Consider the following 26,807-nt stretch of genomic DNA (forward strand, 5'->3'; position numbering starts at 1 on the left):
GAACCCATGACGCAGCAGACCCAGCAGCAGATCAAGCACGTCGAGCACTTCATCAACGGGGAGCGCACCGCCGGCACCGGGGACCGCACCCAGGAGATCTACAACCCCGCCACCGGTGAGGTGTCCGGCATCCTGCACCTGACCACGGACGAGGACCTCCAGGCCACGGTGGCCGCGGCCCGGAAGGCCGCCGACACGTGGGGCGACGTGTCCCTGGCCAAGCGCACCGCGGTGCTGTTCAAGTTCCGTGAGCTGGTGGCGGCCCACACCGACGAGCTGGCCGCGCTGATCACCGCCGAGCACGGCAAGGTCCTCTCCGACGCCAAGGGCGAGGTGGGCCGCGGCCTCGAGGTCGTCGAGTTCGCCTGCGGGATCGCCGAGCAGCTCAAGGGGGAGTTCTCCGACCAGTTCTCCACCGGCATCGACGTCTACTCCTTCCGCCAGCCCCTGGGCGTGGTCGCCGGCATCACCCCGTTCAACTTCCCCGTCATGGTGCCGCTGTGGATGGCCCCGGTGGCCATCGCCACGGGCAACGCGTTCATCCTCAAGCCCTCCGAGCGGGACCCGTCCCCGTCCCTGCTGATCGCCGAGCTGTGGCAGCGGGCCGGGCTGCCGGACGGCGTCTTCCAGGTGCTGCACGGCGGCAAGGAGGCCGTGGACGGGCTGCTGACCCACCCCGACGTCGACGGCATCTCCTTCGTCGGCTCCACCCCGATCGCGAAGTACGTGCACGAGACCGCCACCAAGCACGGCAAGCGGGTGCAGGCCCTGGGCGGGGCGAAGAACCACGCCATCGTCCTGCCCGACGCCGACATGGACTCCGCGGCCGACAACCTCACGGCGGCGGCCTTCGGATCCGCCGGTGAGCGCTGCATGGCCGTCTCGGTCGCGGTGGCCGTGGGCGAGGCCGCGGACCTGCTCGTGGACAAGCTCGCCGAGCGGGCGAAGGACATCACCGTGGGCAACGGCATGGACGCCTCCTCCGACATGGGCCCGGTCATCACCCCGGCCTCCCGCGACCGCGTGGTCCGGATCGTCACCGCCGCCGAGGAGGCCGGCGCGGCCGTGGTCGTGGACGGCCGCGAGCTCATCGTGCAGGACCACGAGAACGGCTTCTTCGTCGGCCCGACCGTCCTCGACAGGGTCCGCCAGGACATGGAGGCCTACGAGGAGGAGATCTTCGGCCCCGTGCTGGTCGTCCTGCGCGTGGACAGCCTCGAGGAGGGCATCGAGATCATCAACGCCAACCCCTACGGCAACGGCACCGCGATCTTCACCTCGTCCGGGGCCTACGCCCGCCAGTTCAAGCGACGGGTGACCGTGGGCATGATCGGGGTCAACGTCCCGATCCCGGTGCCCGTGGCCTGGCACTCCTTCGGCGGCTGGAAGGCCTCCCTGTTCGGCGACCACCACATCTACGGTCCCGACGGCGTGCGCTTCTACACCCGCGGCAAGGCCGTCACCGAGCGCTGGCCCGAGCCGCACCACGCCTCCGGGGCGTCCTTCGCGTTCCCGTCCTCCGGGGACCACTGACCCGCACCCCGCCCCCGCGCCCCCGCCGGTGCCCCACCGGCGGGGGCGCGGTCCCGAACCACCCGTGCCCCACCGGGGCAGATGAAGGAGACCGACCATGAACACCCCGCTGCGCGTCGCCGTCGTCGGCGCAGGACGCATGGGCGCCGACCACATCGAGCGCCTCCACCGACGGATCAACGGCGCCGAGGTCGCCGCCGTCGTCGACATCGACCGGCCCCGCGCCGAGGCCGCCGTGGCCCACATCCCCGGCGCCGCGGCCCACACGGACCTGCAGGAGGTCCTCGACCGGGACGCCGCGGACGCCGTCCTGATCGCGACCCCCGGCTTCCTGCACGAGCAGGTGCTGCTGCCCGTCATCGAGCACGGCCTGCCCATCCTGTGCGAGAAGCCGCTCACCCCCGACGCCGATTCCTCCTGGCGCGTGGTCCAGGCGGAGGTCGCCGCGGGCCGCCGGCTGGTCCAGGTCGGCTTCATGCGCCGCTTCGACGCCGGCTACCTGAGCCTGCGCCGGATGATCGAGGAGAAGACCTACGGCGAGCTGCTGACCCTGCACCACCAGCACCGCAACCCCACCACCCCGGCCGGGTTCACCAACGAGATGATCATCAACGACTCTGTGGTCCACGAGTTCGACGCCGTGCGGTTCTTCACCGGCGAGGAGATCACCTCCGTGCAGGTCCGGATCGGACGCTCCACCCGCAACGCGCCGGCGGGCCAGCGGGACCCCCAGCTCGTGCTCCTGGAGACCGAGTCCGGGATCCTGGCGCAGGTGGAGGTCTACGTCAACGCCCAGTTCGGCTACCAGGTCGCCACCCAGGCGTCCTTCGAGACGGGCATCGTCGGCATCGGCGGCGACCAGGAGCCCTACGTCCGCACCGCCGGCACCTGGGGCGGGTCCGTGACCCCCGGTTTCGAGGAGCGCTTCGTCGAGGCCTACGACCGCGAGATCCAGGCCTGGGTCGACGCGGCCGCCCGCGGGGGGATCGGCGGGCCCTCGGCCTGGGACGGCTACGCCACGGCGGCGTGCTGCGAGGCCGGCGTCCGCGCGCAGGCCAGCGGGGAGATCGTCACCGTGCAGCTCCAGCCGAAGCCGGAGCTCTACGGCGCGGCCCAGATGCCGGCCCGCGCCTGAGGGGCCACGACGGGCCGGCGTCGGGGCGCGGCGGAGCCACGGCTCCACTGCGCCCCGACGCCGGTCCTCGGCGGGACTACCCGGTGCACCCGGGGCACCCCGTCGCCCGCCCGGGCAGGACATGGTGCCTGCCGCTCATGCGAGTGCGGACGGCAGGGCCGCGGACCCGGGACCCTCACCCCGCCCGCCGGGACGCCGCCGCCCGGGGGAGCCGCCCGGCGACGTGCGCGGCGGTCCCCGGCGGGAGCCGCAGCACGCTGAGCAGGGGCACCAGGAGCAGGGCCGCCATGGCGGCGAAGGCGACCCGGTACGGGAACAGGTCGCCGGCCTCGGGCCCGGCCGGGGCCGTGGTCGTGGCCAGCTGCAGGACCAGCGCTCCCACGGCGATCCCCAGACCGGTGGCCAGCTGCGCGCCGGTGGCGGACAGGGTGTTGGCCGAGGAGAGCCGGCCCGGCTCCACGTCGGCGAACTGCAGGGAGTTGTAGGCGGTGAAGCCGATCGAGCGCAGCGCCCCGCTGAGCAGCAGCAGGGCGGTCACGAGCCACAGGGGCGTCGCGGGCGTGAGGAGCAGGAACGCCGCGATGCAGGCGGCACCACCGGCCACGGAGCCGAGGAGGACGGCGCGGAACCCGAACCGGCGCAGCAGCGGCGTGGTGGCCGGCTTGACGCCCACGTTGCCGAGGAAGACCGCGGTGACCAGCAGCCCCGACTCCACGGGCGAGCGGCCGAAGCCGTCCTGGAACAGCAGCGGGAGCAGGAACGGGACCGAGCTGACGACCGCACGGTAGACCAGCCCGCCCGAGTTCGCCGCCCGGTAGCCGGCGATCCGGTAGACCCGCAGGTCCAGCAGGGGGTGCGCGCTGCGCAGCAGCCACCGGACGGCCGCGGCACCGCTGAGCGCGGCCGCGCACAGCAGCCCGGCCCCGGCCGGGGCCCACCGCGGGTCCGCGACGAGCTGCAGCCCGGCCACCAGTCCGAACACGGTGACCGTGGCGCCCAGCAGGCCGGGTGCGTCCAGGGGCCGCCGCTCGGTCTCCACGTCCCGGACGAGCCACAGGGCCGCCAGCAGGGCGGCCGCCCCCACCGGGACGTTGACCAGGAAGATCCAGTGCCAGCTCGCCCAGGAGGTCAGCAGCCCGCCAAGGAGCGGTGCCAGCACGGGGGCGAGCAGCGCCGGCCACGTGATCCAGGCGATTGCCCGCAGCAGGTCCCGCCGGTCCGTGGCCCGCAGCACCACGAGCTGTCCGACGGGGACCATGAGGGCCCCTCCGAGGCCCTGCAGGGCCCGTCCGGCCACGAGGGCCGGCAGGCTGCCGCTGGCCGCGCACAGCACGGAGGCCAGGGTGAAGACGACGATGGACGTGCAGAACACCCGCCGGGCCCCGAAGCGGCCGGCCAGCCACCCGCCCACGGGGATGAAGGTGGCCACCGTGACGAGGTAGACGGTCATCGCGAGGCCGACCTCGGCGCTGCCCACGCCGAGATCGGCCGCGATGCGCGGAGCCGCCGTCACGAGGATCGTGCCGTCGAGGTGTTCCATGAACAGCACCGCCGCCACGAGCAGCGCGAGCCGGCGGCTCCACGGCCGGGCGGGCTCCGGGTCCGCCGGGCCCGTCCGGGGCCGCTCGCCCGGCGGCGGCGCGGACGTGCTCAGCGCCCGAAGGGGAGGCGCGGGTCGATCGCCGCCTCGTCCCAGGTCCGGCGGATCCAGCCGTGGTGCGGGTCGTCGCTGATCAGCCACTCCCGCACCCGGCCGGGACCGGCCATGACATTGAGGTAGTACATGTCGTAGCCGGGGGTCGCCATGGCCGGGCCGTGCCAGCCGTAGGGCACCAGGACGACGTCGCCCGAGCGCACCTCCGCCGCCACGTCGATGGGCCGGTCGTCGGAGGCGTAGACCCGCTGGTAGCCCATGGGATCGGGACCGCCCTCCTCCGGGGCGGGCATGCCGGCGGCGAGCTGCGTCTCGAAGTAGTAGATCTCCTCGAGGGCCGTCTCCCCGTCCTTCTCCTCGTCGTGCTTGTGCGGGGGATAGGAGGACCAGTTGCCCGCCGGGGTGAGCACCTCGCAGACGATGAACCGGTCGGCCTCCAGCGCCGCGGGCGTGCCGAAGTTGTGCACCTGCCGGGAGCACTGGCCCGCCCCGCGCAGCTCCACCGGGATCTCCGCACGGGCGACCAGCCGGGTCGGGTACTCCTCGCGCGCCGGGGCGGAGGCCACGGCCACCCGGCCGCCGGTCGCGGTGGACACGGTCAGGTCCCGGCGGACCCCGGTGTAGAGGACGTCGGTGGGGCCGGCGAAGACGGACGGGCGCCCGGCGAGGTCGTACGTCTCACCACCGGTCTCGGCGGTGAAGCTGCCGGTCAGGGGCACCACGATGCGCTCCTCCTCGGCGGCGTCCAGGGTGATCCGGTCGCCCGGGCCGAGATCGGCCACGCGCAGGCCCGTGTGGGCCCAGCCGGGGACCTGGGTGGCGGAGTCGTGGCCGCCGAGGGAGACGAACCAGCCGTCCTGGGCGGCGGAGTCCTTGGGGTGGACCCATTCGGGGCGGGAGCTGTCGGTGTGCATGCGGTCGATGTGCCTTCCGGTGTCGTCGGGTGGTGCTGGTCGGATGTCGGGGCCCGGGGGCCGGGCGGTGTGCGGGGAGACGCGGGCGGGGCCGGGCCCGTGGAGGAGCTGCCGCCCGGGGCGGCGGGATCCGGGGCCGGCGGTGCCCGGACGATACCTAGCGCTGGACGAGGGTCAGCTCGAAGGTGTACTTGTCCGCCCGGTACACGTGCCGGCCGGTCTCCACGGGGCGGCCGAGGTCGTCCATGGCGGTGCGGTGCATGCTGACCAGCGCGGCACCGGGGTCGACGCGCAGCTGCTCCGCCTGGAACGCGTCGGCCGAGACGGCACCCACCCGCTGGTGGGCCAGCTGGAAGTTGACGCCCTGGCCGCGCATGAGGGAGTAGAGCCCCTCCTCGGCCAGCCGGTCCCGGCTGAGCTCGCACAGCGCGCGCGGGATCCAGTTCTCCATGAGCGCGAGCGGTTCCCCGTCCGTGCAGCGCAGCCGCACGAGGTGGTAGACCTCGTCCCCGGGCTGCAGCCCCAGCAGCAGGGCCACCTCATCGTCGGCGGGCACCACGGCGAAGTCCAGCACGTCGGTGCTGGGCGCGCTGCCGCTGCGCCGGAGATCCTCGTGCAGGCTCGTCAGCTCCAGGGAACGGCGCACCTGGGTGCCCACCACCTGCGTGCCCACCCCGCGCTTGCGCACCAGCAGCCCGGCGCGCACGAGCTGGTCCATCGCCTTGCGCATGGTGGGGCGGGAGAGGTTGAGGCTGTTCGCCAGGTCGATCTCGTTGTCGAGCTTCGTCCCGGGCGGCAGCTCTCCGCTGCGGATCGCGTCCTCGAGGCCCTGCGCCACCTGGTGGTAGAGCGGTACGGGGGAGGACTTGTCGACCGTGAGACGGAGTGGGCCGGACATGGTGTGCCTCCAGGGGTGGGCCGGGCGGGGACGGATGGCGCTGCTGCCCATTGTCCACGGGGTGATGTGAATATGTCCATACATTTTATTGACATCCGTGACCAGGGTCACCCAGTCTGGGGGGCGGAGCGCGGTCCGCGCCGCCCGGCCCGGCCGGCGGCCCCCTCCGCCCGATCCACCGCCCGATACCGGACCCGGGCGTCAGCCCTCAGTCCTGCACGAAGGAGCACCATGGAGCAGATCACCCTCGGCCTCGTCGGCGTCGGCCGGATCGGCGTGATGCACGCCGAGAACCTGGCCTCCCTCGAGGAGGAGCTGAACCCGCGGGGGGTCGACGTCCGGCTGGTGCTGACCGACGTCGCCGCGGCGCACGCCCGGTCGGTCGCCGAGCGGCTGGGGGCCCGGTTCGTGCCCTCCGTGTCGGAGATGCTGGGGTCCGGGGTGGACGGGCTGGTCGTGGCCACCGGGACGGCGACCCACCCGGGGCTGATCCGGGCGGGCGTGGACGCGGGCGTGCCGGTGTTCTGCGAGAAGCCGGTGGCCCTGGACGTGGCGGACTCGCTGCCCGTGCTGGAGCACGTCCGGGCGGCCGGCGGGACCGTGCAGATCGGCCACCAGCGCCGCTTCGACGCGGGCTATCTGCGGGCCCGGGAGGCCCTCGCCGCCGGCGAGCTCGGCTGGATCCACTCCCTGCGCGCCGTCACCTGCGACATGACCCCGCCCCCGGTGGAGTTCCTCGCCGCGTCGGGCGGGCTGTTCCGCGACTGCTCCGTGCACGACTTCGACATCCTGCGCTGGCTGACCGGCCACGAGATCGTGGAGGTCTACGCGAGGGGCTCCAACAACGGCGATCCCGCCATCGGGTCCGTCGGGGACGTGGACACGGCGCTCGCCGTGGTGACCTTCGACGACGGCACCGTGGGCACGGTCTCGGCCGGCCGCTACAACGGTGCGGGCCACGACGTGCGCCTGGAGATCCAGGGTTCCCGAGCCTCGCTGGCCGTGGGCCTGGACGACCGGACCGCGGTGCGCTCGGCCGAACCGGGCGTGACCTTCCCGGCCGGTACCCCGCACCGGACCTTCGCGGAGCGCTTCGCCGCGGCCTACCGGGCGGAGATGGTCGCCTTCGTGGAGCTGGTCCTGGGCCGCCGGGCCAACCCGTGCCCTCCGGAGGACGCCGTGGCCGCCGCACGGGTGGCCGATGCCGCGCAGGAGTCGCTGCGCACCGGCGTCCCGGTGCGGGTGGCCGCCGACCCGGTGCGCAGCGCGGGGTAGCACCGTCCGGCCGCCGCGCCGGCCCGGCCGCGGCAGGTGCCGCGGCCGGACCGGTGGCCGGACCGGCACCCCACCGGCCGCAGCGCCGTCCGCGCGGTCAGACCAGGACGATGGTGCGGTTGCCGGAGAGCACCACGCGTCCCTCGGCGTGCCACCTCACGGCCCGTGAGAGGGCCTGCATCTCGGCGTCGCGGCCGACCGCCACCAGGTCCGCGGGCGTGTGGGCGTGGTCCACGGCGATGACGCGCTGGGCGATGATCGGGCCCTCGTCCAGGTCCGAGGTCACGTAGTGGGCCGTGGCGCCCACCATCTTCACGCCGCGCGCGTAGGCCTGGTGATAGGGCTTGGCGCCCTTGAACGAGGGCAGGAACGAGTGGTGGATGTTGATGCAGCGGCCCGACAGCTCGCGGGTCAGCTCGTCCGAGAGGACCTGCATGTAGCGGGCGAGCACCACCAGCTCGACGTCGTAGTGCTCGACCAGCCCGAGCAGCTTCGCCTCCGCCTGCGGCTTCGTCTCGGGGGTGACGGGCACGTGGTGGAACGGGACGTCGTGCCACTCGACGAGGCTCTTGTGGTCGAGGTGGTTGGAGACCACGGCCACGATCTCGATGGGCAGCTCGCCGATCCGGGTGCGGTGCAGCAGGTCGGTGAGGCAGTGGGAGAACCGGGAGACCAGCACGAGCACCCGCGTCCTGCGCTGCGCGGAGACCAGCCGGAACCGCATGTCGTGCTGCTCGGCCACCGGGGCGAAGCCCTCCGTCAGGGACTCCACGGTGGCCGTCCCGACCTCGCTGACCGTGTGGCAGCGGATGAAGAACTCGTCGGTGAAGCGGTCGGAGAAGTGCTTGACGTCGAAGATGTCGCAGCCCTGCTCCGTCAGGTTCGACGTGATGGCGCTGACGAGCCCGTGGGCCTCGGGGCAGTGGACGGTCAGGACGTGTTCGACGGTCCCCGGGACCTGGTCGGGCATGGCGGAACTCCTCGGCGCTGGGCGGGTGGTGGGTCGCACGGCACGGCATCGGCCGGTGCGGCCCTACGATCCTAGCCCGCGCGGGCAGAGGGTAGGGACGGCGGGAGCGGCGCCACGGGCTCGGTGCCGGGCCGGCGCGGTGTAGACCGATGGCCGCGGGAACGGGCGGTAGGAGTCCGCCCGGCGCGGGGAGAGATGCGCCTCGCTTCGGAGGACCCGCGGCCATCGGCAGGCGTTGCACGCCTCAACAGAGGAGAGCCGTGGGCTGAGCGGCTTTCAGAGCGCGGGCGCCGCAGACGGTGCACCCCCCAGTGCGTCCGAATCGGTCGTGCCCGCGCAATTTCCCCCATTGCTGTGGTTCTCACCACGATCGCAACTTTATCCGACCCAGAGCCGTGTCGGCACCCGCTGTCCCCAGGAAATTGTCAGGAAGCCGCGCCGAGGCTCTGCCGCCGGGCGGCTCCGGGCCTGCTGCCCGCGTCCCCGGCCGGGCGTTCCCGCGAGAATTCGCGTCCGACCAGCATCTCTGTGCGCGGGGGCCGGTGCAGGCAGCCGGGCACTCGCGCCGCGCTGTCCGCTCAAGTGGGGACAGGCCTGGGTGGCCCTCCGGGCGGGGCGCGGCGTCCCCGGCCCCGTCCCGAGCCCGGTCTCAGGCCACGGTCGTGTTGAAGAGCAGGCCCAGGACATAGGTGGCCAGGGCGGCCCCGTAGCCGATGGCCAGCTGGCGGAGACCCCGCTTCCAGGGGGAGGCCCCGGAGAGCAGGCCGACCAGCCCTCCGGTCACCAGCAGGGCGAGGCCGACCAGCGCGAGGGCGACGGCCATGGCGGGAAACCCGGTGAGGCCCAGGAGGTAGGGCAGGATCGGGATGACGGCCCCCGAGGCGAAGAAGCAGAAGCTGGACGCCGCGGCGCCCAGGTCGGTGCCCAGCGCCACGTGCGCCCGCTGCTCGGGCTGGTCCTCGGCGGGGGCCTGGAAGGAGCGGGACGGGTCGCAGTCGCACTCGTAGAAGCCCAGGCGCTCCGCCGCCCGGTGCTCGGCGGCCTCCTCGCTCATCCCCCGGGCACGGTAGACGAGCACCAGCTCGTTGGCGTCCAGGTCCAGGTTCGGGGCGACGTGCAGGGTGACCTGGGTCGGCTGGGAGGCGTCGAGCAGCTCCCGCTGGGAGCGCACGGAGACGTACTCCCCGGCCCCCATGGACAGCGCCCCCGCGAGCAGGCCGGCGATCCCCGCGAAGAGCACCATCGTGGGGGCCGTGCCGGTGGCGCCCACGCCCATGACCAGCGCGAGGTTGGAGACGAGTCCGTCGTTGGCGCCGAAGACTGCCGCCCGGAAGTTGCCGGAGAGCTTGTGCCGGCCCTCGGTGGCCAGCGCCCGGACGATCTCCTCGTGCACCGCCTCGTCGGCGGCCATGGCGTCGGACGCGTCCTGCTCCCCGTCGTAGGGCGAGCGGCTCTCGGCGCGCTGCAGCAGGGCCAGGACGAAGACGGAGCCGAAGTGCGCGGCGAGGAAGATCAGCAGCCGGGAGTACAGGGACGGGCGGGCGTCGGTGGCGGCGTGCGGGCCGAGCAGCCGCACCCAGTGCTCGGCGTGGCGCTGCTCGGCCTCCGCGACCCGGTGCAGGATCTCCGCCTCCCGGCCGGTGCTGCGGGCGGCCAGCAGACGGTAGATGCGGGCCTCGGCCCGTTCCTCCGCGAGGTACTTGCGCCAGCGCCGGATCTGGCCGCGCTCCGGCGGACCCGGACGGGGCGGGCGTTCCCCGGGAGCGGGGGAGGGGGCTGTCTGTTCGGGGCTCATGAGGGCCTTCCTCGGGCCCGTCGCGGCGCACGGCGCGCGGGGCCCGACCGGGGACGGGGATGGTCCGGAAGGTCTCGTTCGCCCGACGGCGCGGGTGGGCTGCCGGGACTCCACGTCGAGACCGGGATGGCGACAGACCGACGGGTGCGCGCACCCGGGAACTACTCCCCTTCGCTTCCCGACGAGTGTAGACCGGCCGTCACGGCCCCCGGTTTCGGTGCACCGAAGGGGCGCGGGCCCCGGCACATCAGGAGTCGATGCTGTCCGCGGCGTCCGGGGCCCGCCACCGGTGGCCCTCGGGGGCGATCACGGAGCTGTCCTCCCGCGTCTCGGCGGGGAAGGAGCCCACCCCCCAGTGGAACCGGTAGGGGTCGGAGCAGCCCCAGCCGAAGCGCAGTCCCTCGACCAGCTTCTGCGCCGCTTCCGGGAAGCCCAGCGGGCCAATCGTCCAGGGCTGGTTCCACGCCGAGGGCTCGTGCCACTCGTCCTCGTGGAAGAACGTGGCGTCCACGGGCCAGGCCGCGTGGGTCAGCTGGCCGCCGGAGACCACGGAGCACTCCACGCCGTGGGGTCCCACCCCGGCCCACGCGACCGGGGCCTCCGAGCGGTCGTCGTCGCGCTCGTACTCGACCACGAGGAAGTCGTTCCAGGACAGCCGGGCGAGCACGGTTGCGATGAGCCGCCGCAGGTCCTCCCACACGTCCTCGCCGACGACCTCGGCGGCCGTGCCGGGGCCGACCACGCCGATCCCCGCCCGGCCCAGCATCTCCTGGGCCTCGGGGGTGGCCAGGTCCGACCAGGTCCGCGTGTCGGAGAAGCCCTCGCCGACCGGCTCCCCGGCCGGCTGGCGGGTCGAGGCGAAGCGCATGGCCTCCTCCCAGGAGCCGAAGAACCGCCGGACGCCGTCGAAGTACGGCCGGCGCGTGCTGGAGGCCTCCTGCTCGACCACCCAGCGGCCGTACCGAGCCGTGGTGGGATGGTGGCCGGTGCTGCGGCAGTGGCTGAGGAAGGCCGTCACCGCCGCGGCGTACTCCTCCTCCGTGAACACGTGCTCGTGGGCGGGCTCGGTGCCGGCCCGCAGGCCGACCCGCTCCAGGGCCGCGTCCCAGTGCCCGCCGCCCAGGCGCTGGGCGACCACGCGCTCGGGAACGGGCCAGTAGTGGGCGATGCCGCACAGGAAGTTCGCGTCCGTGCACAGGCTCAGCCGGGCGAGCTCGTAGGCGTGCGCGCTGAGCGGCCGGCAGGCGGTCTGCTCGGCGCAGTGCTGCTGGGCCGCGCCGATGAGCGCCAGGGTCTGCTGCGTGAGGGTGCCGTCCGGGTCCGCGCCGGCGAGCAGCGCGGTGACGTCGCGCACCACGTCGGCGCTCAGGTGCAGGGCGGCGTAGTCGCGGGCGGGGCCGACCCCCAGGTGCTGGGCCATGACGAGCCAGACACCGGCGCCCACGGCGCCGTCGGTGACCTCGGGGGCAGTGGCCTCCTGCGCGAAGCGCTGGCCCAGCTCGGCGATCGCCGCATCCAGCAGGACGGTGGACTCCTCCGGGAACAGCAGCTGGAAGCGCATCCGCACCTGCCCGCGCGTCATGCCGCGGTCGGCCATGGCACGGATCAGGGAGCCATAGCGCTGCACGAAGGCTGCGAGGCCCGCCACGGCGTGGGGCATGGAGGGTCCTCCGGTCGGTCGGTCGTCGGGTGCCCGGTCGGGAAGACCGGGTTGGGGTGCCCACGGGGAACGGGGGGCCCACTGCCGATCCTAGTCGGTGGGGGGTGGCGCCCGCCTGTCCCAGGGGATTGTGACCGGCGGATGACGCCGGCGCCCCCGGCGGTAAAACTGCAGGTCAGGGGGTGATCAGCCCGCGGATGTCCTCGGCCGTGAGCGCGCTCGAGAACATCCGGTCGTCGTCCAGCACGGCCGTGAACAGCCGGGCCTTGCGCTCCTTGAGCGCCATGACCTTCTCCTCGATGGTGTCCCGGGCGACGAGCCGGTAGACCATGACCTTCTTCTGCTGGCCGATGCGGTGGGTGCGGTCCACGGCCTGCTCCTCCGTGGCGGGGTTCCACCACGGGTCGAGCAGGAAGCAGTAGTCGGCCTGGGTGAGGTTCAGCCCGAAGCCGCCCGCCTTGAGGCTCACCAGGAACACGGGCGCCTCCCCGGAGGTGAAGCGCTCGAGCGCCCGCGCCCGGTCGGTCGTCGAGCCGTCCAGGTAGGCGTAGGGGATCCTCAGCTCGTCCAGGCGGGCCGCGGCCTTCTTGAGGAAGCTCGTGAACTGGCTGAACACCAGCGGGCGGTGGCCCTCGGCCACGATCTCCGGCAGGTGCTCGAAGAGCAGGTCGAGCTTGCTCGAGGAGACCTCCGCCTCGGGGTCCACGAGGGAGGCGTCGAGGCTGAGCAGACGCAGCGTGGTCAGGGACTGGAAGATCGTGAACCGGTTCCGGTCCAGGTCCCGCAGCAGCCCCAGGACCTTCTGCCGCTCCCGCTGCAGACGGGTGTCGTAGAGCCGGCGGTGCGCGGGGGAGAGCTCCACCTGGATGGTCTGCTCCAGTTTGGGCGGCAGTTCCAGGTCCACGGACTCCTTGGTGCGCCGGAGCATGAGCGGCTTCACGCGCCGGCGCAGGCGGGCCAGCGCCGCGGCGTCCTCCCCGCGCTCGATGGGGCGCTGGTACGTCTCGGTGAACTTCCGCCGCGACGGGAACAGGCCCGGCGCCGTCAGGGACAGCAGCGCCCACAGCTCCACGAGGCTGTTCTCCAGCGGGGTGCCCGTGATCGCGAGCGTGAACGGGGCCCCGAGGTCCCGGACCGCCCGGTGCGCCTTGGTCCGGGGGTTCTTCACGAACTGTGCCTCGTCGAGCAGCACCCCCGCCCAGGCGACCCCCCGGTAGGCGTGCTCGTCCAGGCGCAGCAGCGTGTACGAGGTCACGACCACCTGGGCGCCGGCCACCGTGTCCGCGAGCGCGGTGCCGGCCTTGGCCTGGGTGTCGGTCACGCCCACGGCGGTGAGGGACGGGGCGAAGCGGCGGATCTCGGCCACCCAGTTGGGCACCACGGAGGTGGGCGCCACCACGAGGAAGGGCGGGAGGTCCGGGTCGCGCTCGACGGCGCGGCAGATCAGGGCGATCGCCTGGACCGTCTTGCCCAGGCCCATGTCGTCGGCGAGGATCCCGCCGAGACCGTGGTCCCACAGCACGCTCAGCCAGGCGTAGCCGTCGCGCTGGTACGGGCGCAGCTCGGCGTGCAGGGACGCGGGCACGGCCGGCGCCTCCACCGTCTCGAGCTCCAGCAGGGAGCGCACCGACGCCCGCCAGGCCTCGGCCTGGTCCGTCTCGGCCGCGAGGTCCTCGAACTCCTCCCACAGCCCGGCCTGGTGGCGGTGGATCCGCAGCGGGCCCTCGGGGGTCTCCTGCAGGGAACGGGCCTCGGCGATGAGCTCGCGCAGCCGGTCGAACTCGGGCCGGTCCAGGGAGAACCACGACCCGTCCGGGGTCAGCATCACGTCCTGCCCGAGGTCCAGGGTGCGGAAGACGTCGGCGAAGGAGATGTAGAACTCGCCCACCTTCACCGTGACCCCGAGGTCGAACCAGTCGCGGCGCTCCGTGGGGGCGGTGCTGACGGTGATGGTGGGCGGGTCGGTGATCTGCTGATAGGCCGGGCGCCCTCCGGTGTGCTCGATCCGCAGGTCCGGGATCTTCTCCAGGGCGGGCAGCCACTGCCGCACGAGCACCAGGGCGTCCCCCGCCACGTAGCTCGAGCGGCGGAGGTCCACGCCCGGGGCGCGGTGCCGGACCGCGGCGGTGACGGCGGTCTCCCAGGAGGACTCGCGGTGCACCGGCTCGTCGGCGAGGGGGTCCACCGGGCGGAAGGGCAGCCGGACCCGGTCCCGGCCCTTCTGGTACTCCCACTCCCACCGGGCGCGGATGGTCAGCTCCTGGTGCTCCAGGGTGAACACCAGCTCGGGGTCAGCGACCTGCGGCAGCTCGATCGACCCGTCCCCGTTGTCCACGTCCATGCTGCGGTGCAGGCGGGGGAAGTAGCGGTCGAAGAACTCCTCCACCTCGTCCTGGGGGATCGTCAGACCGCCCGCGGTGTCCAGGAACCGTCGCTGCTCCCGGGTGAGCCGGGTGGCCAGCGGCACGAGGCGCAGCGGGAAGAGGTTGAGGTCCTCGGTGTCCGCGACGTCCCGGGGGTCCCCGTCCGGGGCGAACAGCCCGTGCCCGGGATCGCCGATGATCCGGGCGGTGTCCAGCGCGATCCGGCGCCCGCCGCTGTCCACGGTGGGCCGCAGCTCGAGGTCCTTCCCGGGGCCGCGGACGACGTCCACGTGGAAGCGTCCCGGTTCCTCCACCGTCACCGGCAGCCCGTGCTCCCGGCCGACCAGGGTGATCCCGGCGTCCTCGGCCCGGGCGAGGATGCCCCACAGCAGCGGCGAGGCGTAGGAGTCCAGGCGGATCCAGTGCCGGTCGTGCACCGCGTAGGGGGTGCGGGTGGCGCTCAGCGCCCGGAGCTCGTCGAACCAGTCCGCCTGGCCGGGGCTCAGCGGCCCGGCGCCGAACTCCCCGCCGACGGTCTCCCAGTCCAGCCCGCCCTTGATCCACTGGCCCCGGCGGCCCCGGCGGACCGGCCGCACGTAGAGGTGCCACGGGGAGCCGGCCCGGCCCGTGCCGTGCACGTAGCGGTAGGGCTCGCGGCGCAGGTCGAACTCCAGCGCCACCCCGGACGGGTCCTCCGGGTCCGGGGCGACCGGCCCCGCGCCGCCGAGGATCTCGGCCAGGGCGTCCTTCCAGTCCGGCGGCTCCTCCGGCCCGGCGGTCGTGCTCGCCCCGGCCGTGGCCCCGGGGGAGACGGGGGCCGCGCTGCCGCCGGGCCGGTGGGCGCGCACGGCGGTCTCGAAGTTGTGACGCAGCACCGTGGCCACGGCGTGCTTGCAGAACCCCCCGGCGGGGCAGCTGCACCACGCCGGCCCCGGCGCGCCGCCGGTGCCGACGCGCACGGTGACGCTGTACACGGAGCCCGAGCCCTCCACCTCGGCGGAGAGGCTGCCCGCCTCCTGGGCCCCCGGGGACCACCGCACCGTCCGGACGCGCCCGGCGCGGAAGTACTCCTGGCCGCGCTGGAAGACCGCGGGCCCGGAGGCGGCCACGAGCCGCCGGGCGTCCACGAGGGGACCGGGGAGGGGTTGCATCCCCCCACCGTATCCGCCCGCGCGGACGAACCACGAGCGTGCGGAGGCCCCCTCGCGGGCTATCTATAATCGAGGCGACCCCTCGAACGACGACAGCGGCCCCACGTGCGGCCGCGGACGGAGGACTCGTGCCCGACACTGCTGGGCTCCGCCTCGGAGACCATGCCATTGCCGACAGTGCCGAGGAGCTCGCCTACCTCCGGTGGAACGACGCCGTCTGCGCGGCCTTCTTCGGCCCGGAGCGGGCGGGGGAGCTGATCTACCTCGACCTCGACGACAAGGTCCTCGCCGCGATCGGCGAGGAGCACGGGCTCGACGGGCCCTCGGCGCTGCGGGCGCTCGCGGACTCCGTGACCCCCCTGCTGGTGACCGAGGACGGCCGGCGGTCCGTGTTCGACGTGTTCAACCGCCTCAACGGCCAGTGGTACCGCGCCACCCGCCGCAGCCTGGACTCCATCGCGGAGATCCCGCCGCCGCCCGTCGTCGCGCTGCTGGCGCTGTTCGCGCTCGCCGGGCGGCACATGTCCACCCTCGCGGCGCGCACGGGCAACAAGTCCGTCTCGACGTTCTTCCTGCCGCTGATCGTGCTGCTGCAGGCCGGCCCGGACAACGCCAAGGCCCTCGAGTCCTCGTTCAAGAAGGACACCGAGGCGTACTGGGACGCGCTGCGCTACTGGCTGGAGCTGCGCGACGGCGAGATCGGGCTGCCCACGGCCTACGCGGTGAACCAGCGGCCCGTGGGGCTCGCGCTGTCCCAGACGATGTTCGGGGAGGCCGAGCGCCGCCAGCTGCACCGGATGTTCGAGGACCTGGGGATGACCACCGCCCAGGGCCTCTCCGCGGCCGAGCTCGGGGTCTACCTCGACTTCTGGCTGGACATGGCCGAGACCAAGGCCTCGAAGGCCATGAAGCAGGTCTGGGCGAACCCGCTGACCCGGGAGCCGGGACTGGAGATCGCCCTCGCCGAGCTCGCCGTGTGGGAGCAGTCCCGCGAGCAGGCCCGCGCCGAGGTCCGCGCGCACGTCCGCGGGCCGGGCCGCAGCGCCGTCAAGTCGTGCTCGCTGTCCCTGACGGACAGCACCGACTACGTGGGCAACCCCGTGTTCGAACTCGGCTTCGTGGTGCCCAAGCGGTTCCTCTCCGGCCGGGAGGTGGAGCTGGAGACCACCGCGGGTCCCCGCACGGTGTTCCTGTCCTTCATCGGGGACGCCTTCCTGGGCGTGTCGGCCTACACCGCCCGCACGGACCCGGGGACGCTGCTGGGCGGGGCGCTGCGGCTCAGCGCCGGGGACGTGCGCTTCGAGCGCAACCCGCGCCCGGTCGTCATCTTCGCCAAGGACGGGTTCTCGGACACCTTCATCTCGGTGGACCACATCCCCGCGGCCTGGCCCTGCCGGATCATGGTCCGGGACGAGCCGGAGTGGATCGCCCAGATCAAGCGCGTGCTCGACGACTCCGCGTCCCCGGACTACCGCTTCGTGGAGGCCGGCACGCACGGCCTCGCGGAGGGCTGGGTGATGTTCGACGACGTGCAGGTGCTGCGGGCGGGCAATCCGGAGCTCACCGCGAACGACAACTTCTCCGGCCTCGTGCCGCGGCTGGTGCCCGCGGTGACCCTCTCGGGCGGCCTGCGCATCCCCGGCGACGTGGTGCGCTGGTCCACGCAGCGGCCCCCGCAGGTGACGATCACCTCGGACTCGGACGTCCCGCTGACCGTGGAGTGCGAGTGGCGCAACCCGCACTCCTTCAAGCTGGAGAAGGCGAAGCTCGCCGAGGCCCGGGTGCCGCCGTTCCAGATCTCCCTCCAGGGCACGCCCCTGGCCCGGGCCGACGGCACGCTCAGGCCCAACGACTACACCCTGGTGCTCAAGGCCGGGCGCACGGTCAAGCAGCGCCGGGAGTTCAAGCTGCGGGACTCGTCCTTCTACCTGACCCAGCGCTCCCTCGGCTACGAGGGGGAGATGGTGCACGTGGCGGACGAGCCGCTGTGGCCGGTCACCGCCTCCACCGTGGGGCAGCTGCCCGAGCACTACGTGCAGGGTGCCTTCGACAACCTGCCCGCGCGCCCGGCGCCCGAGGAGCACGAGGTGCCGGGCGCCCCCGGCTGGCACTCCTCCGAGGGGCAGCTGCTGCTCGAGCGCACCAACGTGCTGCCCGAGCCGGAGGGACGCTCCTGCCTGGCCACCGGCCGGCACCGGATCGTGCTGCCCGCCATGGAGCCGAAGGCGAAGGCGCCCTGGATCTTCGGGGAGTGCGCCCAGTGCGGGCTGCAGAAGCGCTACCCCGGGCGGCTCACGAAGCCGTCGGCGATCACCTCCACCGGGTCCGTGGACGCGCTGCGCTTCATCGGCCCCGACGAGGGGGAGTACCCCACGTCCTGGGCGCCGTTCCGCGACGCCCTCACCTTCCTGGGCGGGGGCAAGCGATCCAGCCTGTCGATCCTCGCCCGGCAGCTGGAGGACTCGGAACGGTTCGAGGAGTGGTTCGTGGGCCACCTGCAGGCCCTGGGCTTCCTCGAGGTGGTCCGCGACGAGCACTGGACCGTGCGCCGCTGGCAGGTCTGCGGCCCGACCCTGACCCAGCTCGTGGACGGCTCCGTGCTGCTCACCGGCGGGTGGACGCCGGAGAAGGAGGCCGTGGTGGCCGAGGCGGCCGCCGCGCAGGACGCCTCCGTGGTGGTGCTCTCCCCGGAGGACCACGGCACGACCCTGCTGCAGGACGTGGACCTCGAGAAGCTGCAGGCGGCCCTGCCCGCGGGTCTCTGCGACGTGGTGCTCGACGCCGGTCCTGCGATGCTGGAGACCCTGCCGCCGCTGTCGGAGGTCGAGGAGCACCTGCGCCGCGCGGAGATGCAGTACAACGGGGTCGCCGAGCGGTTCGTGCCCGAGGACGCCACCTGGGAGCCCACCGAGGACCGGGACCGGCCCGGGCTGTACCGGATCAACCACCACCACCGGACGCGCTACGCCTTCCGCACCCCGGCCGACGTCGAGTCCGGCCACGCACGGTTCGTGGCCTCGGGCATCGGCAAGCACTTCGCGGCCCGGCAGGCCGGGGTGCCGATCGTCTCCTACGACCCGGAGCTGGAGCTGCTGTCCGTGCCCATCGGGGCGGAGCTGGCCGGGCTCTACGCCCGCGCCGCGGTGCTGTGCTCGGGCCTGCTCCCGGCGAAGGTGGACGAGGACTTCTCGCTCAACTACGGGGACGTCTCGCCGGAGTTCGCCCAGGCGCTGGTCGACAAGCTGATGAGCTGAGCGGCTGCCGGCCGGCGACGTGGACGGGCCCCGGGTCGGACGACCCGGGGCCCGTCCACGTCCGCGCCCGGGGCGCGGTCCGGTCCGCGGCTACACGGTCGGGTCGGCCGCCCGGTCGCCGGCGTCCGCGGCGATCAGCTCGGTGTCCGCGGCGATCAGCTCGGCGGCCCGCTCACCGATCATGTAGACGGTGATGTTGGGGTTGACGGTGGTCAGCTCCGGCATCACCGAGGCGTCGGCCACCCGCAGCCCGCGCACGCCCTTGACCCGCAGCTGCGGGTCGAGCGGGGACATCGCGTCCTCCACCGGGCCCATCCGGCAGGAGCCGGCCGGGTGGTAGACGGTGTTGTGGGTCCGGCGGACGTAGTCGGCGATCTGCTCGTCCGTCTGCACGTCCTCGCCGGGGAACAGCTCCCGCCCGGCCCACTCGGCCAGCGGGGACTGCGCCACGATCTCGCGGGCCTTGCGGATCCCGGCTGTCATGATCCGCATGTCGTAGCCCTCGGGGTCGGTGAAGTAGCGGGGGTCGACCCGGGGCTTGTCGCGGAAGTCCCGCGAGCGCAGCCGCACCGTGCCGCGGGAGCGGGCGTGGGTGACGTTGGGGGTGAGGCAGAAGACGTTGTCCGCGGTCGGGTAGCCCTGCCGGTAGGTGTGCATGTCGAAGTTGACGGAGCCGTAGTGCATCATCAGGTCCGGCCGGTCGCCGTCGGGGTCGACCCGGGTGAAGATCCCCGCCTCCCACCACTGGGTGGACTCGGTGACCATCGGCTTCCGCGCCTCCCACTGGATCACGCCCTCGGGGTGGTCCTGCAGGTGGGAGCCCACACCGGGGGAGTCCACGAGCACGTCCACGCCGACCTCCCGCAGGTGCTCGGCCGGACCGATCCCGGAGAGCATCAGCAGCTTGGGGGTGTCGATCGCCCCGGCGGAGACGACCACCTCGCGGCGGGCGCGCACGGTGCGCGCGGTGCCGAAGGCGTTGCCGACGACCTCCACGCCCACGGCCCGGCCGTCCTCCACGACCACGCGCCTGGCCTGGGTGGAGTTTAGGACCGTGAGGTTCCCCCGGTCCGCGACGGGGTGCAGGTAGGACACGGAGGCCGAGGCGCGGGTGCCGTCGGGCCGGCGGTTGATCTGGAAGAAGTTCGCGCCCTCGACCACGGTCTTGCCGGTGTTGAACGGCGTGCGCGGGATGCCGGCCTGCTCGCAGGCCTCCAGCAGCGCGACGCCACAGGGGTCGCCGTCGGGGATCTGCATGAGGTGCACGGGGCCGTCGTGGCCGTGGTGGGCGCCCTCGTCGTCGTTGGTCTCGAGCTTCCGGTAGAGCCGGAAGGCGGTCTCGGCGTTCCAGCCCTCGGCGCCGTGGACCTCCTCCCACTCGTCGATGTCCTCGGCCGGGGCCCAGAACGCGATGCACGAGTTGTGGGAGGAGCAGCCGCCGAGCACCTTGGCCCGGGCCATGCGCATGAAGGAGTTGCCGTTCTCCTGCTCCTCGAGCGGGTAGTCCCAGTCGTAGCCGGACTCCAGCAGCTCCATCCAGCGGCTGAGGGTGAGCACCTCGTCGAGGTGCTGGTCGTGCGGGCCGGCCTCGATGAGCCCGACCGTCACGGCCGGGTCCTCGGACAGCCGTGCGGCGACGACGGCTCCGGCGGAGCCGCCGCCGACCACCAGGTAGTCGAACTCCTGCGGGGCCTCGGGGGCGGGGGTGGGGCTGGGCGTGCTCATGTCTCTCCTCGACGTCTCGGGATCTCGGGGTCTCAGGGGTCTCGGGCGGGGTCCGGGGCCGATCCCGGGGCGCGGTCGCCGCGGCGCCGTCGTCCCCGGGGGCGACGACGGCGCCGCGGCGGGCGCCGGTCATCGGGCGGCGAACCAGCCGGTCACGGCGGGGGCGGTGTTCTGGTAGACGTGCTTGAGCTCCTGGTACTCGCCCAGGCCGGTGGGGCCGAGCTCGCGGCCGATGCCGGACTGCTTCATCCCGCCCCACTCGGCCTGCGGCAGGTAGGGGTGGAAGTCGTTGATCCAGATCGTGCCGTGGCGCAGGCGGGCGGCCACCCGCTGGGCGCGCCCGGCGTCGGAGGTCCACACCGCCCCGGCGAGGCCGTAGATGGTGTCGTTGCCGATCTCCACCGCCTCGTCCTCGGTCGTGAACGTCTCGACCGTGACGGTGGGGCCGAAGGCCTCGTCGTGCACGCAGTCCATCTCGCGGGTGCAGCGGTCGATCACCGTGGGCCGGTAGAAGAAGCCGCGCTCGAGGTTCAGCGAGCCGTCGGCGGAGGCGCCGGTGGCGAACCCGCCGCCGGTGCGGATCCGGGCGCCCTGCTCGCGGGCGCGCTCGACGTAGGCGTGCACCTTCTCCCGCTGCGCGGCCGAGATCAGCGCGCCGGTCTCGGCCTGCTCGTCGAAGGGCCCGCCGAGGCGGATGCCCTCGGCGCGGCGGACGAGCTCGTCGACGAAGCGCTCGGCGATCGACTCCTCGACCACCAGCCGCGCCCCGGCGGAGCAGACCTGGCCGGAGTGCACGAACGCGCCGTTGAGGGCGTTGTCCACGGCGGCGTCGAAGTCGGCGTCGGCGAAGACCACGTTGGGGTTCTTCCCGCCCAGCTCCAGGGCGATCTTCTTCACGGTGGGCGCGGCCGCGGCGGCGATCGTCCGGCCGGTCAGCACCCCGCCGGTGAAGGAGACCAGGTCCACGTCCGGGTGGTCGGCCAGCGGCGCGCCGGCCTCGGCGCCGGCGCCGAGCACGAGATTGGCCACGCCGTCGGGCAGGCCGGCCTCCTGGAGGACCTGCATCATCAGGACCGCCGTGTGCGGGGTGAGCTCGGCGGGCTTGAGCACGAAGGTGCACCCCGCGGCCAGCGCCGGGGCGATCTTCCAGGCGGCCTGCAGCAGCGGGTAGTTCCAGGGCGTGATCATCCCGCACACGCCCACAGGCTCGGTGACGACCTTGGACACCACGGCCGGGTTCCCGGCGTCGACGACGCGGCCGGCCTGCTCGGCGGCGTTCTTGCCGAACCAGGTGAAGCACGCGGCGATGTCGTCCATGTCGATCCCGGACTCCACCAGGCGCTTGCCGGTGTCCAGGGACTCGGCGCGGGCGAACTCGTCCCGGCGCTCGCGCAGGCGGTCGGCGACCCGCAGCAGCAGGTCCCCGCGCTGCGGGCCGGGCACCGAGGACCAGCGGCCGTCGTCGAAGGCCCGGCGGGCCGCGGCGATGGCGCGCTCGGTGTCCTCGGCCGTGGCCTCGGCCACGACGCCGACCTCGGTGCCGTCGGCGGGGCAGACGATGGTGCGGGTGTCGCCGGCGGCGGCGGTCTGCCAGCGTCCGTCGATGAACAGGGTCGCGGTCACGGGTGTGCCTCCTTCGTCACCGCGGGGGTCTGCCCCGTCGGCACGTCGTGGATGTCGGTGGACCAGTCGGGGTGGCCCTCGGCGCCGGCCTGGATCTTGGACGGGCCGGTGTGGATGCTGAGGAAGGCCAGGTGGGCCTCCCAGTTGTCGAGGACGTCGTTGATGAGCTGCTCGCGGTTCCAGTCCATGACGTCGGTGCCCTGCGAGCCGGTCTCGTTGAAGACCTCGAGGCGGTAGTAGAGGTCCGAGTCGGGGTTGGTGCGGAACCCGCCGAAGGCCGGGACCGGGGTGGCCACGGGGTAGATCTGGTAGCAGAAGTCCCGGTCGTCGCCCATCGGCACGGTCAACGTGTACTCGGAGAGCTCCTGGTAGCCGACCTCCGAGCTGGACAGCTCGGCGGCGTGGCCCTGGGCGCAGAACTCCTCGACGACCTCCGCCAGGGCGGGGGCCAGCACCTGCTCCTCGTAGCGGCGCACCGCCCGCGGGCCCGGGAAGGAGCCGATGCGGGTGAGCCGGCGCCGCCACTGGCTGTCGGGTCCCGGGGTGCGGGAGGCCGTCACGGAGCGACGGGTCGCGGAGCGGCCCTCGCGCTGGGAGCGTTCGGCGCGCAGGGCCTTCCAGAACCCGATCATCACGAGGTACATCACGATCGAGAAGGGCAGGCCGATGATCAGGGTGGCTGCCTGCAGGGTCGGCACCCCGCCGACGAGCAGCATCGCCAGGGTCAGCAGGCCGGTGGCCGCGGCCCAGAACACGCGCAGCCACTTGGGCCCGTCCTGGGTGGGGTCCTGGATGGTCGAGGTGAACGTGGACATCACGAGTGCCCCGGAGTCGGCGCTGGTGACGTAGAACAGCAGCCCGGACAGGGTCGCCAGCGCGATGAGCAGCGGCGCGCCGGGGTACTGCTCGAGCAGGGAGTAGAAGGCCCGCTCGGGGGTGTTCATGGCGGCCTGTCCGAACGCGTCGTCGCCGCCGGTGACGATCTCCAGGGCGCTGTTGCCGAAGACCGAGACCAGGATGAGGATGAACACGAACGGCACGGTCAGGGTCGCGACCACGAACTCGCGCAGCGTGCGGCCACGGGAGATCCGGGCCAGGAACAGCCCCACGAACGGCGCCCAGGCGATCCACCAGGCCCAGAAGAACAGGGTCCAGCCGGCCATCCACTCGGCCGCCCCGGTGTAGGCGAAGGTGTCGAGCGCCATGGAGGGCAGCTCGGCCACGTAGTCGCCGAGGTTCTTCACGGTGGCGTCGAGCAGGAAGGACGTGCGCCCGGCGAGCAGCACCCAGGCCACGAGGGCCACGGCCATCAGGACGTTGAGCTCGGAGAGGCGGCGGATGCCCTTGTCCACGCCGGAGACGCAGGAGGCGGTGGCCATGACCACGGCCACGACGATCAGGGCGGTCTGCGCGGCGACGCCCTCCTCGATCCCGAACAGCAGGTACAGGCCGTAGTTGAGCTGGACGACGCCGATGCCCAGGGAGGTCGCCACGCCGAAGATCGTGCCCAGCAGCGCGGCGATGTCGACCGCGTCCCCGGCTCTGCCGTGCACCCGCCTGCCGATCAGCGGGTAGAGGGCCGAGCGGATGCTCAGCGGCATGTTCCACCGGTAGGCGAAGTAGCCGAAGGCCATGCCCATCAGGGCGTACATGGCCCAGCCGATCACGCCGTAGTGGAACAGCGTCCACACCACGGCCATGCGGGTCGCCTCCATGGTCCCGCCCTCGCCGGCCGGGGGACCGTAGTACTGGGTGACCGGCTCGGCCACCGAGAAGAACAGCAGGTCGATCCCGATCCCGGCCGCGAAGAGCATCGCGGTCCAGGTGAACAGGTTGTACTGCGGCCTCGAGTGGTCCGGGCCCATCTTGATGGTGCCCTCGCGCGAGACCGCGACGACCACCACGAAGGCCGTCACCACGGCGGCGGTGAGCACGTAGAACCAGCCCATGTTGGTCGCGATCCAGCCGACCACGGCGCCGATCACCGTGGAGGCCTGCGCGGGGGCCAGGATCGCCCAGAGGGAGAACAGGACGATGCTCACGCCGGAGCCGGCGAAGACGGCGCGGTTGACCTTGGGGTGGGTCCGCGCACCCGGCGGACCCTCGCTCTCGGGGGCGGATGTGGACGGGGCAGCGGTCATGTCGGGTCCTCCTGAGAAGGGTGGTCCGGATCTCGTGGGGTCGCCCGCACACCGGTCCGGGCGGACCGGGCGGGAGCGGGACGTCGTCGTCCCCGCGACGGCCGCTGTTCCGCCTGGACGGGACAGCGGCCTGCGTCACATAGTGTCACCAACCTTCCGGTTGGTAAAGTGGGGTGCATGAACTCCTCCAGCCGCGACCGCATCCTGAGCGGCGCCCTCGAACTCGTGCGCAGCGGCGGCACGGTGTCCCTGGAGTCGACCGCCCGCAGGGTGGGGCTGAGCAAGCCGGGGGTGATGTACCACTTCCGGACCAAGGAGGCGCTCATGTTCGCCCTGGTGGACCGGGTGCTGGACGGCTGGGACGCGGAGATGGCCCGGCGCCTGTCCGCCCCGCCGGAGCAGGTGCCCGCAGAGGAGCGCGTGCGCGCCTACCTGGACTGGTGCCTGTCCGGGGAGGTGGACGAGACCGACCTCGTGATGCTCACCGACCAGCGGCTGCGGGCCAAGCTGAAGAAGCACTGGGTGGAGCGGATCGCCCCCTGGGTGGACCTCCCCGACGACCTGCCCGTCGAGCAGCGCACCCGTCTGCTGGCCGTGCGTCTGCTGGCCGACGGCGTGTGGTTCGCCGACGCCGCCGACGTCTTCCCCCCGGACCCGCAGGAGCGGGCGCGGGTGCGCGCGATCGCCGACGAGCTGCTCGCGGGCTGAGCGGCACGCCGCCGGCCGGAGCCGGCGGCCGCGTCCGGCGCCCCGCACCGGGGTGGCGGGGCGCCGGAACTCGTGTACAGTGGAGCGAAGTTGTTGAGGTTGTCGTTTTTGTATTTCAAGCAGTTCGGCCCATCCGGGTGCAGCAGTTTTTCTGAGAAGACGTTTTCCACGCATCACAACTCTTGTGTTTCTCGAACGTCGGGAAACGTTCATCTCACGAAAGATCAGGTCTCACCATGACTACCGGTATCGTCAAGTGGTTCAACGCTGACAAGGGCTTCGGCTTCATCACCCCCGAGGACGGCTCCAAGGACGTCTTCGCCCACTTCTCCGCGATCAACTCGGGCGGCTTCCGCTCCCTGAACGAGAACGACCGCGTCGAGTTCGAGACCCAGGACGGCCCCAAGGGCCCCCAGGCCGCGAACATCACCGTCATCTCCTGACGTTCTCCTCGAAGGGCTCACGGGCCCGTTGATCGTCCAGAACCGCCGCCGGGCCTGCGCCCGGCGGCGGTTCTGTCGTTCCGCCGGCAACAGCCTGCGGACTCTCGCACGCGGCGCCGGTGGGTGCCGCGCCGCCGGATGTCGTGCCGTCGGATCTCGTGCCGTCGCCGACCGGGAGGAGCTCGCATGACCGGACCCGTCCCGTCCCGTCCGCCGGACGAGGAGGACCCCTTCGTGGTGAACCGCGTCTCCGACGCCGAGCTCGACGTCTTCGTGCCCTTCGAGCTCGAGGTCTGCGAGTGGGAGCTGGACGGCTCCGCCGACGAGGCGGGGGAGGGCTGGGGCTCGGCCGGGGACTACGGCCTGGAGTGAGCCGCCGCGCCGCGGGAGCCGCTCCGCCGAGGGCCACGGCGCCGCACGCGCGACGGCGGCTCCCGGACGTCCGGCGCCGTGGCGCCGACCGCACGACGAAGGCCGCAGCCCATCGGGCTGCGGCCTTCGTCGTGTCCGGCCCGCCGGCTACGCCGACAGCGGGAGGGACGCGGGGTGGAGCTTGAAGAACGGGTGCCGCCCGGTCGCGGCCAGGGCGCCGGGGACGAGGAGCTGGCGGTACTTGGCGCACCATTGCGCGGTGCCCGCCGTGTGCTCGGCCGCGGCGGCGAGGTCGTCGGCCTCCGCGCTGAGGTACTCCTGCACGTCGCCGTCCGTCGAGGTGATCCGGACGAGGTGCAGATCGGGGAGGGCGGTGACGGTGACGTCGACCCATTCCTCCCGCTGATCGGTGGTGGAAGTGATTCTTTCTTCGGACATGGTCATGTTTTCTCCTGACGTTCTTGCGGGCATCCGATGCCGTTGCCCGCCGCTTCGTCATCCGATCCACCCGGGAACATCGGGTTGGCGCACAGCGGGTCGGAGCCCCTCCGCGGTCCCTCCGGAAGGCGGTGCGCCCTCCGTCGAGCACGCGGATGCCGCATCTCGAGAAGCAGATCCAGGCTACCCCGCGCCTCCGACAGACCGGCAAGACGGCCATGACTTGTGTGACCGAACCGTGATGTCGGCCGCAATGTCGGGGGCCGCCCGGGTGCTCGAAGCCCATTCCAGCGCAACGATGTGTCGGCGAGGTGTCGCCGCGGTGACGGGACGGGGAAGGTCGGCTCACACGCCCGGCCACACCGGCCGGGCGGGACCCGGCGGGGAGGATGTGGTTGAATGGGGGCAGCTTCAAGAGATCCGGTCGCCAAGCTCCGACTAGACCGGGCACCAACCCCATGTTCACGGGTGGTTCGGATGACGAAGCGGCTCGCATCGCCGCCGTGGCGGCACCCGCTGCGAGCAAGAGCGCCCGAAGGATCCTGGTCATGTCAGACGCCCTTCCCACCGTCGTCGCCGCCCGCCCGGGTGGGCCCGCCCCCGTTCCCGAGGCTCCGGCCGTGCTCGGCTGCGCGGCGATGAGCATCGACGACTACGCCCGGGTGGTTCAGGCGCGCACGGAGTTCGTGGACTTCCTGCTGGCGCCCGTCCGCGGCCGCCTCGCCGCCGCGGCCTGAGGACCGGCGGAGGATCCA

The 26,807-nt window shown here is 73.0% G+C and carries 19 protein-coding genes and 2 riboswitches; of the genes, 8 read left to right on the plus strand and 11 right to left on the minus strand.

Translation table 11 applies throughout. The features are described 5' to 3' along the window. The first annotated feature begins 6 nt into the window (after positions 1 to 6). Positions 7 to 1,533, plus strand: a complete 1,527-nt coding sequence (locus PU704_RS11490) for a CoA-acylating methylmalonate-semialdehyde dehydrogenase (protein WP_277551456.1) — start codon at positions 7 to 9, stop codon at positions 1,531 to 1,533. A 97-nt stretch (positions 1,534 to 1,630) separates the two neighbouring features. Then, positions 1,631 to 2,668 (plus strand): Gfo/Idh/MocA family protein, encoded by a 1,038-nt coding sequence (locus PU704_RS11495; protein ID WP_277551457.1) that lies wholly within the window; start codon positions 1,631 to 1,633, stop codon positions 2,666 to 2,668. Between the two features lie 175 nt (positions 2,669 to 2,843). Here the strand turns inward: PU704_RS11495 and PU704_RS11500 are convergent, their stop codons facing one another. The 3 genes from PU704_RS11500 to PU704_RS11510 all read right to left on the minus strand — a co-directional run bounded on the left by PU704_RS11500 (position 2,844) and on the right by PU704_RS11510 (position 6,134). After that, positions 2,844 to 4,226, minus strand: a complete 1,383-nt coding sequence (locus tag PU704_RS11500) for an MFS transporter (protein WP_277551458.1) — start codon at positions 4,224 to 4,226, stop codon at positions 2,844 to 2,846. 92 nt (positions 4,227 to 4,318) lie between these two features. Continuing rightward, on the minus strand, positions 4,319 to 5,236 hold the full coding sequence (iolB, locus tag PU704_RS11505) for a 5-deoxy-glucuronate isomerase (RefSeq protein ID WP_277551459.1): 918 nt from the start codon (positions 5,234 to 5,236) through the stop codon (positions 4,319 to 4,321). Between the two features lie 157 nt (positions 5,237 to 5,393). Next, positions 5,394 to 6,134, minus strand: a complete 741-nt coding sequence (locus tag PU704_RS11510; RefSeq protein ID WP_047804973.1) for a GntR family transcriptional regulator — start codon at positions 6,132 to 6,134, stop codon at positions 5,394 to 5,396. A 231-nt stretch (positions 6,135 to 6,365) separates the two neighbouring features. On the opposite strand from PU704_RS11510, the gene PU704_RS11515 reads away from it, so the two are divergent. Next, entirely contained in the window at positions 6,366 to 7,409 is a 1,044-nt protein-coding gene (locus PU704_RS11515; RefSeq protein WP_277551460.1) for a Gfo/Idh/MocA family oxidoreductase, read from the plus strand. 97 nt (positions 7,410 to 7,506) lie between these two features. Here PU704_RS11515 and purU read toward each other — a convergent pair whose 3' ends face one another. From purU to PU704_RS11535, 4 genes are all read right to left on the minus strand, one after another. Next, complete coding sequence (gene purU, locus PU704_RS11520; RefSeq protein ID WP_277551461.1) at positions 7,507 to 8,379, minus strand: formyltetrahydrofolate deformylase; 873 nt, start codon at positions 8,377 to 8,379, stop codon at positions 7,507 to 7,509. A 649-nt stretch (positions 8,380 to 9,028) separates the two neighbouring features. Then, positions 9,029 to 10,174, minus strand: coding sequence for a VIT1/CCC1 transporter family protein (locus PU704_RS11525; RefSeq protein WP_277551462.1), 1,146 nt, complete (start codon positions 10,172 to 10,174; stop codon positions 9,029 to 9,031). A gap of 247 nt (positions 10,175 to 10,421) precedes the next feature. Beyond that, positions 10,422 to 11,834 carry a TY-Chap domain-containing protein gene (locus tag PU704_RS11530; RefSeq protein WP_277551463.1) on the minus strand — a complete coding sequence of 471 codons (1,413 nt, stop codon included), beginning with the start codon at positions 11,832 to 11,834 and terminating at the stop codon, positions 10,422 to 10,424. Between the two features lie 175 nt (positions 11,835 to 12,009). After that, on the minus strand, positions 12,010 to 15,348 hold the full coding sequence (locus PU704_RS11535; RefSeq protein ID WP_277551464.1) for a DEAD/DEAH box helicase: 3,339 nt from the start codon (positions 15,346 to 15,348) through the stop codon (positions 12,010 to 12,012). Between the two features lie 128 nt (positions 15,349 to 15,476). On the opposite strand from PU704_RS11535, the gene PU704_RS11540 reads away from it, so the two are divergent. Then, entirely contained in the window at positions 15,477 to 18,602 is a 3,126-nt protein-coding gene (locus PU704_RS11540; RefSeq protein WP_277551465.1) for a hypothetical protein, read from the plus strand. 90 nt (positions 18,603 to 18,692) lie between these two features. Here PU704_RS11540 and PU704_RS11545 read toward each other — a convergent pair whose 3' ends face one another. The 3 genes from PU704_RS11545 to betT form a co-directional block, all read right to left on the minus strand. After that, positions 18,693 to 20,327 carry a GMC family oxidoreductase gene (locus tag PU704_RS11545; protein WP_277551466.1) on the minus strand — a complete coding sequence of 545 codons (1,635 nt, stop codon included), beginning with the start codon at positions 20,325 to 20,327 and terminating at the stop codon, positions 18,693 to 18,695. A 129-nt stretch (positions 20,328 to 20,456) separates the two neighbouring features. Beyond that, positions 20,457 to 21,950, minus strand: a complete 1,494-nt coding sequence (locus PU704_RS11550) for an aldehyde dehydrogenase family protein (RefSeq protein WP_277551467.1) — start codon at positions 21,948 to 21,950, stop codon at positions 20,457 to 20,459. Beyond that, entirely contained in the window at positions 21,947 to 24,091 is a 2,145-nt protein-coding gene (gene betT / locus PU704_RS11555; RefSeq protein WP_277551468.1) for a choline BCCT transporter BetT, read from the minus strand. Before betT ends, PU704_RS11550 begins: the two co-directional genes overlap by 4 nt. A 177-nt stretch (positions 24,092 to 24,268) precedes the next feature. On the opposite strand from betT, the gene PU704_RS11560 reads away from it, so the two are divergent. From PU704_RS11560 to PU704_RS11570, 3 genes are all read left to right on the plus strand, one after another. Then, positions 24,269 to 24,799: a TetR/AcrR family transcriptional regulator gene (locus tag PU704_RS11560; RefSeq protein WP_277551469.1), complete on the plus strand. Its 531-nt coding sequence runs from the start codon at positions 24,269 to 24,271 to the stop codon at positions 24,797 to 24,799. A gap of 236 nt (positions 24,800 to 25,035) precedes the next feature. Further along, entirely contained in the window at positions 25,036 to 25,242 is a 207-nt protein-coding gene (gene cspE, locus PU704_RS11565; protein ID WP_047804984.1) for a transcription antiterminator/RNA stability regulator CspE, read from the plus strand. Positions 25,243 to 25,428: 186 nt separating this feature from the next. Next, the gene (locus tag PU704_RS11570) at positions 25,429 to 25,614 is read left to right on the plus strand and encodes a hypothetical protein (RefSeq protein WP_277551470.1); all 186 of its coding nucleotides are present in this window, start codon (positions 25,429 to 25,431) and stop codon (positions 25,612 to 25,614) included. Positions 25,615 to 25,761: 147 nt separating this feature from the next. Here the strand turns inward: PU704_RS11570 and PU704_RS11575 are convergent, their stop codons facing one another. Then, positions 25,762 to 26,058 (minus strand): hypothetical protein, encoded by a 297-nt coding sequence (locus PU704_RS11575; protein ID WP_075873106.1) that lies wholly within the window; start codon positions 26,056 to 26,058, stop codon positions 25,762 to 25,764. Between the two features lie 8 nt (positions 26,059 to 26,066). Next, a riboswitch (SAM riboswitch) is annotated at positions 26,067 to 26,180 on the minus strand. A 281-nt stretch (positions 26,181 to 26,461) separates the two neighbouring features. After that, positions 26,462 to 26,587: riboswitch (SAM riboswitch) on the plus strand. Positions 26,588 to 26,600: 13 nt separating this feature from the next. Between PU704_RS11575 and PU704_RS11580 the strand changes: the two genes are divergently transcribed. Then, entirely contained in the window at positions 26,601 to 26,789 is a 189-nt protein-coding gene (locus PU704_RS11580) for a hypothetical protein (protein WP_047804987.1), read from the plus strand. Positions 26,790 to 26,807 lie beyond the last annotated feature (18 nt).

The sequence above is a fragment of the Kocuria oceani genome (assembly GCF_029524215.1).
GTDB lineage: Bacteria > Actinomycetota > Actinomycetes > Actinomycetales > Micrococcaceae > Kocuria > Kocuria oceani.

Bases quoted from the DNA above. Each gene is read 5' to 3' on its own strand.
- PU704_RS11490 (WP_277551456.1), top strand. From the start codon at position 7: ATGACGCAGCAGACCCAGCAGCAGATCAAGCACGTCGAGCACTTCATC.
- PU704_RS11495 (WP_277551457.1), top strand. From the start codon at position 1,631: ATGAACACCCCGCTGCGCGTCGCCGTCGTCGGCGCAGGACGCATGGGC.
- iolB (WP_277551459.1), bottom strand. From the start codon at position 5,236: ATGCACACCGACAGCTCCCGCCCCGAATGGGTCCACCCCAAGGACTCC.
- PU704_RS11510 (WP_047804973.1), bottom strand. From the start codon at position 6,134: ATGTCCGGCCCACTCCGTCTCACGGTCGACAAGTCCTCCCCCGTACCG.
- PU704_RS11515 (WP_277551460.1), top strand. From the start codon at position 6,366: ATGGAGCAGATCACCCTCGGCCTCGTCGGCGTCGGCCGGATCGGCGTG.
- purU (WP_277551461.1), bottom strand. From the start codon at position 8,379: ATGCCCGACCAGGTCCCGGGGACCGTCGAACACGTCCTGACCGTCCAC.
- PU704_RS11525 (WP_277551462.1), bottom strand. From the start codon at position 10,174: ATGAGCCCCGAACAGACAGCCCCCTCCCCCGCTCCCGGGGAACGCCCG.
- PU704_RS11530 (WP_277551463.1), bottom strand. From the start codon at position 11,834: ATGCCCCACGCCGTGGCGGGCCTCGCAGCCTTCGTGCAGCGCTATGGC.
- PU704_RS11535 (WP_277551464.1), bottom strand. From the start codon at position 15,348: ATGCAACCCCTCCCCGGTCCCCTCGTGGACGCCCGGCGGCTCGTGGCC.
- PU704_RS11545 (WP_277551466.1), bottom strand. From the start codon at position 20,327: ATGAGCACGCCCAGCCCCACCCCCGCCCCCGAGGCCCCGCAGGAGTTC.
- betT (WP_277551468.1), bottom strand. From the start codon at position 24,091: ATGACCGCTGCCCCGTCCACATCCGCCCCCGAGAGCGAGGGTCCGCCG.
- PU704_RS11560 (WP_277551469.1), top strand. From the start codon at position 24,269: ATGAACTCCTCCAGCCGCGACCGCATCCTGAGCGGCGCCCTCGAACTC.
- cspE (WP_047804984.1), top strand. From the start codon at position 25,036: ATGACTACCGGTATCGTCAAGTGGTTCAACGCTGACAAGGGCTTCGGC.
- PU704_RS11570 (WP_277551470.1), top strand. From the start codon at position 25,429: ATGACCGGACCCGTCCCGTCCCGTCCGCCGGACGAGGAGGACCCCTTC.
- PU704_RS11575 (WP_075873106.1), bottom strand. From the start codon at position 26,058: ATGACCATGTCCGAAGAAAGAATCACTTCCACCACCGATCAGCGGGAG.
- PU704_RS11580 (WP_047804987.1), top strand. From the start codon at position 26,601: ATGTCAGACGCCCTTCCCACCGTCGTCGCCGCCCGCCCGGGTGGGCCC.